Source organism: Streptomyces sp. NPDC087310, assembly GCF_044744405.1.
Taxonomy (GTDB): Bacteria; Actinomycetota; Actinomycetes; order Streptomycetales; family Streptomycetaceae; genus Streptomyces.
This window is the reverse complement of record NZ_JBIUYF010000006.1, coordinates 202332-216359: the sequence shown is the minus strand read 5'-3', so window position 1 is coordinate 216359 and position 14028 is coordinate 202332. Positions and strand designations below refer to the sequence as shown.

Below are 14028 nucleotides of genomic sequence, written 5' to 3'. Positions count from 1 at the left end.
CGCCGAAGGCCGTACCCCGCGGCCACGGCGCGGTGAGGGCGCTCCGTACCCGTCACCACAGGCCGGAAATTCCTTTGTTCCGGCTCATTGACGAAAAACGTGGCGCTCCCCATGCTGTTCGGCATGCAGGCACACGACGGTCCGCTGACGCGGCTGCGCAAGAGCCATGAGCAGTCGGTCCTGGACCTCCTCCGCACCCACGGCCCGCTCAGCCGAGCCGAGTTGGGCACGCACTGCGGCCTGTCCCGGACCACCCTGTACGACATCGTCGCCGGTCTCGTGGACGGCGGCGCGGTGGTCGCCTCCACGCCGCGGGCGGAGGTACGCAGACGGGGCCGGCCGGTCGAGAAGCTCAGCCTCAACCCGGACGCCGGGGAGGCGATCGGCATCGACTTCGCCCGGCGCGCCATCCATGTCTCGGCGGTCAACGTCGCCCACGAGGTGATCGGTTCGGCCAGTGAGGCGCACGCGCCGGGACTCACCTGGCCGCAGCGGGCCGACATCGCCGAGCGTCTCCTCGGCTCGCTCGGCGGCACCCCCCGGGCCGGCCGTGCCGCCGACCGCGCCCCACGGCGCGGCACGCTCCGGCTCGGGCTGCTCAGCGCGATCGGGGTCGGCCTCGTCGGCCCCGTCATCGACGCCGACGTCGCCGGGCAGGACGCCCGGGGGCGCGGCACAGACGGTCTGTCCGGGCTGCTCCGCGAACGGTTCGGTGTGCCGGTGCTGCTCGACAACAACACCAGGCTCGCCGCCCTCGCCGAGGCGGTGTGGGGCGCGGCCTCCGACGGCGGGGACGTGCTGTACCTGCGGCTCTCCCACGGGGTCGGCGGCGGTCTGGTCATGGGCGGCCGGCTGCACCGCGGAACACACGGCATGTCGGGCGAGTTCGGCCACATCACCGTCGACCCCGGCGGGGCGCCGTGCGAATGCGGCGGCACCGGCTGCCTGGAGACCGTCGCGTCCCTCGACGCCGTACTGCACCGCTACCGCTCGGCGGGTGGCCGGGCCGAGGACATCTCCGGTTTCCTGGCCGCCGCCGCGTCCGGTGACCGGCGGGCGCACGCGGTGCTGGAGCGTACCGGCACCGACATCGGCACCGTACTGGCCGCCGTGTGCAACGCGGTCGGTCCGGGCGTCATCGTCATCGGCGGCGAACTCGCCCAGGCCGGTGCCGCCCTGTTCGAGCCCGTCGAGCGGGCCCTGCGCAGCCAGGTCATGCCGATGGTCAGCCACCGGGTGCGGGTACGGCGCGCCACCCTCGGCGACGCCGGCAGTTCGCTGGGCGGTATCGCCCTCGTCCTGCGCGAATCCCCTCTGCTCTCCCGCTATCCGCAGCCCGTCACCGAGGAGCACGCGTGAATCCAGGCAGGCACCCATGGCCGTGACCGTCCCTCCGGAGAAGACCGCCGCGGCCCCGGCCCCGCGACGTGCCGAACGCCGCTCGCGGCGACGGCCGCTGGTCCTCAACGTCCTCGCGCTCCTGACCGGTGTCCTCGTCTGGGCGGTCGTGGCCGCGCTGGGGCTGGTCGAGAACCTGCCGACGCCGCTCGCCGTGGCGCGGAAGGCCGGGGACATGGCCGCCGACGGCACCCTGGCCACCGATACGCTCGCCAGCCTGCGCCGGGTCCTCCTCGGCTACGGCCTCGGGGTGATCGTGGCCGTGCCCGTGGGCTTCCTCATGGGCTGGTACCCGGTGGTACGCGCCGTCGTCGAGCCCTACGTCCAGTTCTTCCGCACCATCCCGCCGCTCGCGCTCATCCCGCTCACGGTGGTCCTGCTCGGAATCGGCGAGGTACCGAAGGTCGCGGTGATCTGCCTCGCCTCCTTCATGGCCTGCGTCGTCGCCTCCTTCCAGGGCGTCGTCGACGTGGACCGCACCCTCATCAACGCCGCCCGGGTCCTGGGCGCGTCGGACCGGGTCATCTTCGCCAAGGTGGTCATCCCGGCCTCCACACCGTTCATCCTGGTCGGCATGCGCATCGGGCTCGGCGCCTCGTGGGCCACAGTGGTCGCGGCCGAACTGATCGGCGCACAGGAGGGGTTGGGCTACCGGATGCAGAAGGCGTCCACCTGGTTCGAGATGGACACGATCTTCGTGTCCCTGATCACCATCGGCGTGCTCGGCCTGCTCATGGACCGGCTGCTGCTGCTCGCCGAACGACGGCTCACCGGCTGGCAGGAGCGACGATGAACAGCAAGATCAGCTTTCAGGACGTGGTGAAGACCTTCCCACTCAAGGGGGCCGAGTTCACCGCACTGGACGGGGTGTCCCTGGACATCGCCGACCAGGAGTTCGTCACCGTCGTCGGCCCCTCCGGCTGCGGCAAGAGCACCCTGATGAGCATGGCGGCCGGCCTCCAGGAACCCAGTTCAGGCCGGGTGCTGGTGGACGGCGAGCCGGTGACCGGGCCCGGGCCCGACCGTGGCGTCATCTTCCAGCAGTACGCGCTCTTCCCCTGGCTGACGGTGCGTCAGAACGTCGAGTTCGGCCTCCGGCTCGCCTCCGTACCGGCCGACGAGCGGCGCCGCAGGACCGACCGGGCCATCGCCCTGGTCGGGCTCGACGACTTCGCGGACGCCCTTCCCAAGACGCTCTCGGGCGGCATGAGACAGCGCTGCGCCATCGCCCGCGCGTACGCGGTGGACCCGCGGGTCCTCCTCATGGACGAGCCGTTCGGGGCGCTCGACGCGCTCACCCGGGTGCAGTTGCAGGACCAGCTCCTGGCGACATGGAGCCGCGAGAAGCGGACCGTGCTGTTCATCACCCACGATGTCGACGAGGCCGTGTACCTGGCGGGCCGGGTGGTGGTCATGGCGGCCGGGCCCGGCCGCGTCCACCGCGTCATCGATGTCGACCTGCCCTATCCCCGTACCGAGGAGATCCGGCTCTCCGCGGAGTTCCGGCGGATCCGGAACGCGGTGTGGACCTCCGTACACCACCAGGGGAACGCCGCCCCCGTCCCGTAGCGGCCCCTGCCCCCCGTAGCCACATCCGCACCACGGCCACCTCCGTCCCGTAGCCGCATCCGCACCACAGCCGCATCCGTCCTACGGCCGCTCCGTCCCGTGGCCGCCTCCCTCGCTTCTCCCTTTCCCCGTTAGGACACTCCGTCATGCCCGGAAGTACGCTCCGCCGCGCCCTGTCGGCGCTCCTCTCCGTCACGGTCCTCACCCTCACCATGAACGCGTGCTCCGGCAGCGCGGCCGACGACGACACGGTCGACTTCGGCTACATAGGCGACTACAACGGCGCCAGCCTGCTGGCCATCGCCGAACAGCGGGGACTGTGGAAGAAACAAGGTCTCACCGCGAAGACGAAGGTCTTCAACAACGGGCCGGTGCAGATCCAGGCGCTGGGCTCCGGCGACCTCGACTACGGCTACATCGGCCCCGGCGCGATGTGGCTGCCCGCCTCCGGCAAGGCGAAGGTCATCGCGGTCAACACCTTCACGTACGCCGACCGCGTCATCGCCCAACCCGGCATCAGGACGATGCAGGACCTCAGGGGCAAGCGGGTCGGCGTACCCGAGGGCACGTCCGGCGACATGATCCTCAACATCGCGCTGGAGAAGGCCGGGATGACCACCAAGGACATCCAGAAGATCGCCATGGACCCCTCCACCGTCGTGTCGGCCTTCACCTCCGGGAAGATCGACGGCGCCGGCATCTTCTACCCCTCCATCGACACCATCAGGAAGAAGATCCCGAAGCTGGAGGAGGTGGCCGGCACGAAGGAGACCGGGGACGTCTTCCCGACCGCCTTCGTCGCCGGGAACAAGGTGTCCGAGAAGAAGAACACCAAGGTGATCAAGGTGTTGCAGCAGGCCAACGACTGGCGCGAGAAGCACCCCGAGGAGTCCATCACCCTCGTCGCCGAGATGCTCAACGTCAGCCCGGCACAGGCGACGGCCGACGCCTCGCACGTCGAGACCTTCTCCACCGACGACCTGGTGGAGAAGACCGGGAACGGCGAGATCGGCCGCGCGCTGACCAAACTCGGGGATCTCTTCGTCCACAACAAGCAGTTGGAGAAAGTTCCCGACCCCGCCGAGTTCTACGACGGCGACCTCTACCGCACGGTGCACACCGGATAGTCCGCGGCGGGAGTTCCGGCGGTCGGCGGCTTGGCTAATCTGCACGGGTGACCACCGACCTGACCCTGCTGCCGCGCGTCGCCTATCGCGGGCGGGAGGTCACCGCGCCCCGGCTCCGCGGACTCCTCGCGCTGCTCGCGGGCGATGTGCGTACGGGCTGCGGCACCGAGCGGCTGGTGGCGGGGCTGTGGCCGGACGAGTTGCCGCAGAGGCCGGCGAAGGCCGTGCAGGTCCTCGTGTCCAGGGCGCGGGCGCAACTCGGCGCCGACGTCCTCGTCAGCACGCCGACCGGATACCGGCTCGCCCTGGCCGAGGAGCAGGTCGACAGCTCCGCCCTGCTGCTGAACGCCGCCGCCAGCGCGGACCGGGCCAGGGCCGGGGACCACGCGGGGTCGCTGGCCGCGGCCGAGGCCGGTCTCGCGCTGTGGGAGGGCGTCCCGGACGGGGCAGACGACACCGACGACCCCGTGGCCGCGCTGCGCGGCGAGCGCGCCCCCGTACGCGGCGCGCTCCTCCGCGCGCGGGCGCTCGCGCTCGCCCGGCTGGGCCGGCACGCGGAGGCGGCCGGGCCGCTGGCCGTGGCCGCCGCCGAGCAGCCGCGCGACGAGGAGATACTCGCCGAACTGCTGCGCGGCGAGGCGGCGACGGCGGGCCCGGCCAGGGCGCTGACGCGGTACGAGGCGTACCGCCGTGAGCTGCGCGACGAGCTCGGCACGGATCCGGGCCCCGGACTCGGCTCCGTACACCGGGAGTTGCTGCGTGGCGAGTCGCCCGTGGTCAGGCATGGTGTGCCGCACGAGCCGAATCCGCTGCTGGGCCGGGACGAGGACATCGCGGCGGTGGTACGGCTGTTGGGCGTCTCCCGGGCCGTCACCGTCGTCGGGCCCGGCGGTCTGGGCAAGACCCGGCTCGCACATGCCGTCAGCCGCCGGGCCGAGCAGCGCGTGGTGTACTTCGTGCCGCTCGCCGGCGTCACCGCGGACGAGGACGTGGCCGTGGAGGTGGCCTCCGCGCTCGGCGCGGGCGAGGGACGGCACAGCGCCGTGAGTGGGTACGCCCCGGTCTCCGGCATCCTCGGTGTGCTCGGCTCCGGGCCCGCGCTGCTGGTGCTGGACAACTGCGAGCACGTCGTCCGGGGTGCCGCCGACCTCGTCCAGGCTCTGGTGTCGTCCTCGAAGGGCCTGCGGGTGCTCATCACCAGTAGGGCGCCGTTGGCCCTCACGTCGGAGGCGGTGTACGCCCTGCCGGAGCTCGGTCTCGACACCTCGGTCGAGCTGTTCACACAGCGGGCCCGGGCCGCCAGGCCCGGTGTGGAGCTGCCGCCGGACGCGGTGGACGGGCTGTGCCGCCAGCTCGACGGGCTGCCGCTCGCCGTGGAGTTGGCCGCCGCGCGGGTGCGGGTGCTGTCGGTGCCGGAGATCGCCCGCCGTCTCGGCGACCGGTTCGCGCTGCTGCGCGGCGGGGCCCGGGACGCACCGGAGCGCCACCGCACCCTGCACGCGGTCGTGGAGTGGAGCTGGAACCTGCTCCCGGATGGCGCCCGGGCGGCGCTGCGCACCCTGTCCGTCTTCCCCGGCGGCTTCTCGGGCGAAGCGGCGGAACAGGTCCTGGGCGAGGACGCGCTGTTCCTGCTGGAGCAGTTGGCCGGTCAGTCGCTGCTCACCGTCGCCGACACCCCGGCCGGTGTGCGGTTCCGGATGCTGCAGACCGTACGGGAGTTCAGCGCGGCCCGGCGTGCGGAGGCGGGCGAGGAGGCGGAGACCGTCGGCCGATTCCTCATCTGGGCAAGGGAGTTCGGGCTCGCGTATCACGACGTGCTCTTCGGCTCGGACCGGCTGGCCGCCTGGGAGCGGTCCAGGGCCGAGCAGGACAACCTCGTCCTGGCCCTGCGGCACGCCCTGGCCCGTACCGACGGCCCCACCGTCGCCGCGCTCACCGCCGTCCTCGCCGCCCTGTGGGCCACCGACTCCAACTTTCCCCGCCTCGCCGCCCTCGCCGCGGACACCGGCCCGGCGCTGTCCCACTACTACCCCGAGCCGGAGTACGTGGAGGTCGCCCGGGCCGCCGCGGTGGTGTGCACGGCGGGCCTGTTGATGGGGTACGGCCTGCGCGCCGTACGCCAGCTCGTCACGCTCCGGCGACTGCCCCCGGCCCCGCCGGACACCCTGCTGCGGGCCACCGCGGTGGTGCTGAGCGCGATTCCCGAAATGCGGCCGCCCGACTACGAGGTGCTGCACGAGCTCTGCGACACCGGCACCGACAGTGACAGTGACGACGGCGACGGCGACGGCGACAGGAACGGGGCCGGAAACAGGACCGGGAACGGCAAGCAGCCGCTGGTCGTCGGCATCGCCGAGTGCGTCGCCACCTACATCTGGGAGTACGAGAACGACATCGACCGCGCGCTCGCCTCGGCCCACCGGATGATCACCGCACTGGCTCCGGTCGACAACCCGTCCCTGCGGCTCATGGGCCATTCCCGGCTGGGCGAACTGTGCCTGCGGACGGGGCAGGGCGAGGCGGCGTACGGCCATCTCAGGGCGGCGCTCACGGCGCTGCCGCAGCTCGGCGACGGGCACGACTACATCGGCATCCGCTCGGCCCTGGTCCTCGCCTGTCTGCAGCGCGGCGACCCCGACGAGGCCGAGTACTGGCTGCGGCAGGCGGAGAGCGACAACACCCCGCAGCAGGACGCCTTCTACAGCCCCGATCTCGGCGGGCGCGCCGAGATCGCGCTCGCCCGTGGGCTGACGGAGGCCGGGCTCGGCCTGTGGCGCCGCGCCGTGGAGCGGATGCCCGAGGCCGGCTCGATACACAGCGGCGATCCCTGGCTCGACCCGTGGGCGCTGGAGATCCAGTCGGCGGCGGTGACGGCCCACGCGCACGCCGGCCGTCTCGACCTCGTCGCGGACCCCGTCGACCGGCTGCGGAGGCGGCTGCGGACGCTGCTCCGCGGCCCGTCCCGCTCACCCATGGAACTCCCGGTGTACGGGACGGTGCTGCACGCGCTCGGGATGGCGGGGCTCGCGTCCGGCGACGCCTCCGCCGTACGGATGATCGCGCTGGCCGAACGGCTGCGGGTGCTCCGCGAGTTCCAGCCGACGATGTCGGCGGAGCGCGCCCGGCGCGCGGCGAGGGAGGCCGACGGGGCGGCGTACGCCGACGCGGTGTCGGCGTACGCCGCCCTGGGGCGGGACGAGCTGCGGGAGGCAGCCCGCGCGCTCACTTCGGGTCGCGGTTGAACAGCGATGTGGACCAGAAGTAGCCGAGTGCGGCCAGGGCGAGGCACCAGGCGACGGCCAGCCAGCCGTTGTGGCCGATCTCGGTGCCGAGGAGCAGGCCGCGCAGGGTCTCGATGGCGGGGGTGAACGGCTGGTACTCGGCGATCGGCCGGAACCAGCCCGGCATCGCGTCGATCGGGACGAAGGCACTGGAGAGAAGCGGCAGGACGAACAGCGGCAGTGCGTTGTTGCTGGCCGCCTCGGCGTTCGGACTGGCCATGCCCATCCCGACCGCGATCCAGGTGAGCGCCAGGGCGACCAGCGTGAGCAGCCCGAACGCCGCCAGCCACTCCAGGGGCGTGGCGCCCGTGGACCGGAAGCCGATGGCCCCGGCCACGGCGCCGACCACGAGCACGCCCGCGAGCGCCTGCAGCACGCTGCCGACGACATGCCCGATGAGCACCGATCCGCGGTGGATCGCCATCGTACGGAAACGGGCGATGATCCCCTCGGTCATATCCATGGCGACGGACACGGCGGCCCCCACCACGGTGCCGCCGATGGTCAACAGCAGGATGCCCGGGACGAGATAGGCGATGTACGCGGAGCGATCGGCGCCGCCGCCACCGATGCCCGCGCTCATCACGTCGCCGAAGATGTAGACGAAGAGCAGCAACAGGACGACCGGGGTGAGCAGGAGGTTGAGGGTGAGGGACGGGTAGCGCCGCACGTGCAGCAGGTTGCGGCGGAGCATGGTGTTCGCGTCGCGTACGGCGAGGGAGAGGGCGCTCATCGGACGGTCTCCTTGGACTGGTCGGGGATGTGGGCGGGGAGGTGGGCGGAGCCGGTCAGGGCGAAGAACACGTCGTCGAGGTCGGGGGTGTGCACGGTCAGCTCGTCCGCCTCGACACCGGCCGAGTCCAACCGGTCCAGAACAGAACGCAGATCACGCTGACTGCCGTCGCTCGGGATCTGCAACGCCAGTGCCTCGTCGTCCCGTTGGACCTCGGTCAGCGCGGCGGCGGCGCTGCGGTGGGCGGACGGGTCGGTGAAGCGGAGGCGTACGTGTCCGCCGGGGATGAGGCGCTTCAGTTCGTCGGCGCTGCCCTCGGCGGCGATCTTCCCGTTGTTCAGCACCGCGATACGGTCGGCGAGTTCGTCGGCCTCCTCCAGATACTGGGTGGTGAGGAAGACCGTGACGCCACCGGAGACCAGCTCGCGGATGATCCCCCACATGGTGTGACGGCTGCGCGGATCGAGCCCCGTGGTCGGCTCGTCGAGAAAGATGATCCGCGGACCGCCCACCAGCGTCATCGCGATGTCGAGACGGCGCCTCATACCGCCGGAATAGCTCTGGGCGGGCCTCTTCGCGGCATCGACCAGGTCGAAGCGCTCCAGCAGTTCGGCGGTGACCCGCCGCCCCTCGCGCCGGGACAGATGGTGCAGGTCCGCCATGAGGAGCATGTTCTCCTCGCCGGTGATCAGCCCGTCGACGGCGGAGAACTGCCCGGTGACACCGATCGCGGCACGCACCAACTGCGGTTCGGTGGACAGGTCGTGGCCGCCGACGCTCAGTTCGCCGGCGTCGGCGGTGATGAGCGTGGAGAGAACCTTCACCGCGGTGGTCTTGCCGGCGCCGTTCGGGCCGAGCAGCGCGAACACGGACCCCACCGGGATACGCAGATCGATCCCGTCGAGGACGGTCTTGTCCCCGTAGGACTTGCGCAGCCCCTCGGCCGCGACGGCGAGTGGGCGCGATGTCGTTGTCGTCATGCCGCAGAGGCTGCGGCATGACGCATTCAGGGCGCGTTCAGCGCGGTTTCACGAGGGTTTCAGCGCCCCGGAGCCCTTGTTGAGTACGTGGACCGGTACTAAGTTACCTAGTCCAGTACCGGATACTGCAACCCCATCGGGACGGGAGCAGAACCGCATGCGAGGTACCCAGCGGAGGAAACGGCTGCGCGTGCACGGCGTGGTGGTCGCCGTCGTCATCGCGCTGACCGGCGCCACGAGCCCCACGACAGCCGACACCACCAGCACCAGCACCAGCACCAGCACCAGACCCGTGGCACCCACCGCGGTCACGACACCGCGGATGGACTGCGCCGCGCTGGCCCAGCGCCCGATCGAGGCGCTGCCGGGCGAACCGGCGACGATCGAGTTCGTACGCGTCGCGCCCGCGACCGCGGAGACCCCCGAGCGGTGCGAGGTGACCGCGCTCATCGCGCCGCAGCACCAGTTCACGCTGAAGCTGCCGACGAAGACCTGGACGGGGCGGTATCTGCAGTTCGGCTGCGGCGGGTTCTGCGGCCTCACCGAGCCGTACGGACAGACGCGGATGGCCGAGGAGTGCCCCGCCTACCGGAGCGGCGAGTTCGCGGTCGCCTCCGGCAACGGAGGGCACGTCGGGACCAACGCGACCTTCGCGACCGACCCGAACCTCGTGGAGGACTTCGCCTACGAGGCGGAGCACCAGCTCTCGGTGGTGGCGAAGAACATCATCGAGCTGTACTACGGGAGCCCGCCGGAGCACAGCTACTTCACCGGCTGCTCGGGAGGTGGACGGCAGGCCCTGAACCTGGCGCAGCGCTACCCGAAGGACTTCGACGGGATCATCGCCGGCGCCCCCGCGAACAACTGGGTGGCGATGTTCGTCTTCTCCGCCGGGTGGAACGCGCGGGCCAACCTGGCCCCGGACGGCACGCAGATCCTCACCTCCGAGGACCTGCCCGTGCTGCACAAGGGGGCACTGGCCGCCTGTGACTCCGTCGACGGGCTCACCGACGGGCTCATCACCGATCCGCGGGCGTGTTCGTTCGACCCGGGGACGCTGCGCTGCACGGCGGACCGTACGACCGGTTGCCTCGGCGCGGCCGAGGTCGAGGCGGCGCGCAAGATCTACCGGGGCGCGGTCGACGAGCGCGGTGTCCCGTTCTACCCGGGGTACCCCGGTGGCGGGCAGCCGATCGGTTCGGAGCTGGCCTGGCAGAGCAACATCGTGCGCGACCACCCGGAGGTGCCGTCGGGCGTCGAGCAGCTCGCCGACGGTCACCTGCGCTACCTGGCCGCGCCGAACCAGGCGAAGTCCTACGACTGGCGGACGATCTCCTTCGACCGCAGGACGTTCCGCGAGCTGTCGGTGATGTCGCCGGTCATGGACGCGACCGACCCTGATCTGCGCCCGTTCCGGGACTCCGGCGGCAAGTTGATCCTCTGGCACGGCTGGAACGACGCGCCGATCATGGCGCAGGGCACCATCGCCTACTGGGAGGCGGTACGGAAGGTCACCGGTGCCCGCACCGGCGAGTTCGCCCGGCTCTATCTCGTTCCGGGGATGTACCACTGCGAGGGCGGGGACGGCCCCGACCGGGCGGACCTGCTGACCCCGCTCACCGAGTGGGTGGAGGGCGGCACCGCGCCGGACCGCGTCGTCGTCTCCGAACGTGACGAGGCCGGCACCACGGTCCGTACCCGCCCGGTGTTCCCGTACCCCCGCGTGGCCGTCCACGACGGCACCGGCGACCCGGACAAGGCGGCCAGCTTCGTCTCGGGGCCGGGCCGTTCGTACCCGCCGGCGCGCTGGGTCGGTACGTTCCGCTCCGGTGACCAGCAGTGGTGCGAGGTCCGCGACGGCAAGCTGGTCTGCACCCCGCGCCGCGGCGACAACTGACCCCCGACCGCCCGCGGTCGGGGGCGGGGGCGGGGGCGGGCCGGGAGCTCGGGCTCAGCTCGCGGCCGAGCCCTTGGTCAGCGCGTCCATGAAGAGGTCGACGATCGGGCGGGCCTGCTCCTCGGCGCCGTGCCGCACGGAGTAGGCGATGCCCCCCATGAGGAGCAGGACGTCGCCGGGGGCGACGTCGGTGCGCAGGCTGCCGTCCCGGGCGCCGGCCGCGAGGAGGGCGGCGACGGCGTCGGTGAGGAGGGCGCGGCTGTCGGAGTACGGGTCGACTCCCGAGGCGATGACCGCGTTGAGGGCTTCGGACATACCGCTCTTGGCCGTGGCGTAGTGGATGAAGTGTTCCATCCACATCCGGGTGGCCTCGGCGGCCGGATGGAGGGCGAGGAGTCCGTCCACCTTCTCGCACACGTGGGCGAGTTGGCGCCGGTAGGCGGCGTCGATGAGGACTTCCCTGGTCGGGAAGTGCCGGTAGAGCGTGCCGACACCGACGCCCGCCTGCTGGGCGATGGCGGCCGGCGCGGTGTCCAGCCCTTGTTCGGCGAAGACCCGCGCGGCGACCTCCAGCAGGCGCTCGCGGTTCTGCAGCGCGTCGCTCCTGGTGCGGCGGGGTGTGGCGGGCATGCGGGTTCCCTCGGGGTCGATCTCCGATTGCTTTCCGGAATACGTTCCGCTTAACTTCTAAGCGGAACGTATTCCGGTAACACTCTATGCCAGGAGACTCCCATGCCCGCTCCCTCCGACAAGGCCGTACGCCACTGGTTCGTCACCGGGGCCTCGGGCGGCCTGGGCCGCCACCTCACCGAGCACGCCCTCCGGAAGGGCGACCGCGTCACGGCGACGGTCCGCCGCCCCGCGGCCCTGGACGACCTGCGCGAGACGTACGGCGACCGGCTGACCGTCGAGATCCTCGACCTCACGCGGCCGGCCGACGTCGACACGGTGGTCGGCAGGACGCTCGGATCCGGGCCGGTGGACATCGTGGTCAACAACGCCGGATACGCGATCGTGGGCGCCGCCGAGGAGATGACCGCCGCGCAGGTCCGCGACCAGATCGAGGTCCTCCTGCTCGCCCCGATGGCGATCACCCGGGCCTTCCTGCGGCCGATGCGCGAGCAGGGCGGCGGCCGGATCATCCAGATCTCCAGCCTGGGCGGCCAGGTCGGCATCCCCACGCACAGCTCCTACCACGCGGGCAAGTGGGGGCTGGAGGGCTTCACCGAGAGCGTCAGCCGCGAGGTCTCCGACTTCAACGTCCACCTCACCCTGGTCGAGCCCGGCGGCACCCGCACCGGCTTCGCCTCGGCCCTGCACTACACCGCCGAAACGGACGTCTACCGCGACCATGCCGTCGGCCGGATCCGGCGCCACCTGGAGACCATCACCGAGAGCGACCTCCCCGGCGACCCGGCCAAGCTCGCCGCCGCCGTCTACGACACCACCCGCCACCCGAGCCCACCCCTGCGCCTCGCCTTCGGCTCCGACACCTACAGCGCCGTCCGCACCGCGCTCACCGAACGCCTCGCCGCGCTCGAAGCCCAGAAGGACCTCGCCGAATCCGTCGCCTTCTCCCACTGATCCGGCCCGCCGGGGCGCCGATCCGGGCCCGTGTCGCGTCAACGGCCCTGCCGTACGGCGGTGGTGCGCGGCAGCGCGACCTGTCCGGTGACGAACGCGCTCCACAGCCCGATCCGCACCCTTTCGCCGGGGGACGCCGACGACTCGGCGAAGCTGACCGTACGGTTGCCGGACCGCAGGGTGGCGCCCCACTCCAGCTCGAACCGTCGAGTGCCGACCCGTTCCGCCGGTGGGATCGAACTGGGCGGCAGGATCTCGTCCAGGGCCCAGAGATAGCCCCCTTCGCGGTACGGGCGGGTGACGCGCTCCCAGGTCAGCTCCAGGATGGTGCCCGTGGCCGGGATGACGACCAGGGCGCCGCGCAGGCCGTTCGCGTACCGGGTGTTGAAGGCGAAGACCTCCGACGAGCCCTCGGGGTACGCATGGGCGGTGCCCCGTCCGACGAGTGAACCGTCGGGGCAGGCGGTCACGCCCTTCTCCTCGATCAGCGAGCGCGCGCAGAGCGGGAAGGACTCGGGCCGGAAACGGAGCGACGCGTCGAAGAGGAAGACAAAACGCCGCGCGCCGGCCGGGGCGCCGCCCGTCTCGGCGCGGCTGACACGGTCGAAGGCCACCCGTACGCCCCGGGCCGTCCCCCCGTCCGGTGTGACCGCGGCGGACAGGGAGTCGATGTTCCGGGGGCCGGGGACATCGGGTTCGTACGGACGTTGCGGCCCTCCGGGCGTGGGGTCGGGTGGGGCGGCCTGCCGCGCCACGCCGCCGGCCGGGGTCACCGCCGTGAGCAGGAGCGCGGCGGCCACCGCGGCAACAGCCCCCAGCCGTACGCCGTTACGGCCTCCGCCTCGGCCTGCGCCGCCGATGGCCTCGCCGGTGAATTCGCGCATGATTCGCCCTCTTCTCCGTTCGCCCGTCGGCCGTGGTTCGGCCACGCCCCATGCTCACCCGGTGAACTCGCCTCTCCCGATGCCCTGTTGTCCCTGGGTACCGCCGTACCCCAGGGAAGAGAACCCCAGGACGGACAATGAACGCATGCGGAAAAACGGAGAGTTGGGAGATTTCCTGCGTTCACGCCGGGCCAGGATCCAGCCCGAGGACGCCGGGTTCGCCTCCGGATCGGGGGTACGGCGGGTGCCGGGGCTGCGCCGGGAGGAGCTGGCACATCTGGCGGGCGTGAGCGTCGACTACTACGTACGACTGGAACAGGGCCGCAACCTCAGTGTCTCCGACGCCGTCCTCGGCGCGGTCGCGGACGCCCTCCGCATGGACCGCGACGAGCGTGACCATCTGTTCCGGCTCGCCAGACCCCACAAGGCGGCTACCACCGTGGCGCCGGCCGAGGCCGACCGGGTGCGCCCGGAGGTGTGGCGGCTCCTGGAGTGGATCAGCGCGCCGGCGCTGGCCATGGGACGCCGGATGGACGTCCTCGCGTGGAACCGCCCGGCGTGCGGCCTCATCACCG

The 14028-nt window shown here is 71.9% G+C and carries 11 protein-coding genes and 1 pseudogene; 8 read left to right on the top strand and 4 right to left on the bottom strand.

Annotated features, from left to right (window positions below; all coding sequences use genetic code 11):
* The first annotated feature begins 111 nt into the window (after nt 1-111).
* The 5 genes from ACIO3P_RS23885 (at nt 112) to ACIO3P_RS23865 (ending at nt 7336) form a co-directional block, all read left to right on the top strand.
* Nucleotides 112-1359, top strand: coding sequence for an ROK family protein (locus ACIO3P_RS23885; RefSeq protein WP_401852561.1), 1248 nt, complete (start codon nt 112-114; stop codon nt 1357-1359).
* Nucleotides 1360-1375: 16 nt separating this feature from the next.
* Complete coding sequence (locus ACIO3P_RS23880; protein WP_329825409.1) at nt 1376-2191, top strand: ABC transporter permease; 816 nt, start codon at nt 1376-1378, stop codon at nt 2189-2191.
* The gene (locus ACIO3P_RS23875; RefSeq protein ID WP_401852087.1) at nt 2188-2967 is read left to right on the top strand and encodes an ABC transporter ATP-binding protein; all 780 of its coding nucleotides are present in this window, start codon (nt 2188-2190) and stop codon (nt 2965-2967) included. The genes ACIO3P_RS23880 and ACIO3P_RS23875 overlap by 4 nt, the downstream gene beginning before the upstream one ends.
* A 146-nt stretch (nt 2968-3113) precedes the next feature.
* Nucleotides 3114-4094 (top strand): aliphatic sulfonate ABC transporter substrate-binding protein, encoded by a 981-nt coding sequence (locus ACIO3P_RS23870; RefSeq protein WP_329825407.1) that lies wholly within the window; start codon nt 3114-3116, stop codon nt 4092-4094.
* A gap of 47 nt (nt 4095-4141) precedes the next feature.
* The gene (locus ACIO3P_RS23865; RefSeq protein ID WP_401852084.1) at nt 4142-7336 is read left to right on the top strand and encodes an ATP-binding protein; all 3195 of its coding nucleotides are present in this window, start codon (nt 4142-4144) and stop codon (nt 7334-7336) included.
* On the opposite strand, the gene ACIO3P_RS23860 is transcribed toward ACIO3P_RS23865, so the two are convergent.
* Both ACIO3P_RS23860 and ACIO3P_RS23855 read right to left on the bottom strand, forming a co-directional pair.
* Nucleotides 7317-8108 (bottom strand): ABC transporter permease, encoded by a 792-nt coding sequence (locus ACIO3P_RS23860; RefSeq protein ID WP_401852081.1) that lies wholly within the window; start codon nt 8106-8108, stop codon nt 7317-7319. The two genes, ACIO3P_RS23865 and ACIO3P_RS23860, sit on opposite strands and share 20 nt — an antisense overlap.
* A complete protein-coding gene (locus ACIO3P_RS23855) occupies nt 8105-9088 on the bottom strand; it encodes an ATP-binding cassette domain-containing protein (protein WP_401852079.1) in 984 nt (327 codons plus the stop codon). Before ACIO3P_RS23855 ends, ACIO3P_RS23860 begins: the two co-directional genes overlap by 4 nt.
* A 157-nt stretch (nt 9089-9245) precedes the next feature.
* On the opposite strand from ACIO3P_RS23855, the gene ACIO3P_RS23850 reads away from it, so the two are divergent.
* A complete protein-coding gene (locus ACIO3P_RS23850; RefSeq protein ID WP_401852076.1) occupies nt 9246-10985 on the top strand; it encodes a tannase/feruloyl esterase family alpha/beta hydrolase in 1740 nt (579 codons plus the stop codon).
* Nucleotides 10986-11039: 54 nt separating this feature from the next.
* Here the strand turns inward: ACIO3P_RS23850 and ACIO3P_RS23845 are convergent, their stop codons facing one another.
* Nucleotides 11040-11615 (bottom strand): TetR family transcriptional regulator, encoded by a 576-nt coding sequence (locus tag ACIO3P_RS23845; protein WP_329823097.1) that lies wholly within the window; start codon nt 11613-11615, stop codon nt 11040-11042.
* Between the two features lie 102 nt (nt 11616-11717).
* Between ACIO3P_RS23845 and ACIO3P_RS23840 the strand changes: the two genes are divergently transcribed.
* Nucleotides 11718-12569, top strand: a complete 852-nt coding sequence (locus ACIO3P_RS23840) for an SDR family oxidoreductase (RefSeq protein ID WP_401852074.1) — start codon at nt 11718-11720, stop codon at nt 12567-12569.
* Nucleotides 12570-12607: 38 nt separating this feature from the next.
* Here ACIO3P_RS23840 and ACIO3P_RS23835 read toward each other — a convergent pair whose 3' ends face one another.
* On the bottom strand, nt 12608-13453 hold the full coding sequence (locus ACIO3P_RS23835) for a hypothetical protein (protein ID WP_401852072.1): 846 nt from the start codon (nt 13451-13453) through the stop codon (nt 12608-12610).
* Between ACIO3P_RS23835 and ACIO3P_RS23830 the strand changes: the two are divergent.
* A pseudogene (locus ACIO3P_RS23830) lies at nt 13428-13997 on the top strand (helix-turn-helix domain-containing protein); the annotation flags it as partial. The gene ACIO3P_RS23835 and the pseudogene ACIO3P_RS23830 sit on opposite strands and share 26 nt — an antisense overlap.
* Nucleotides 13998-14028 lie beyond the last annotated feature (31 nt).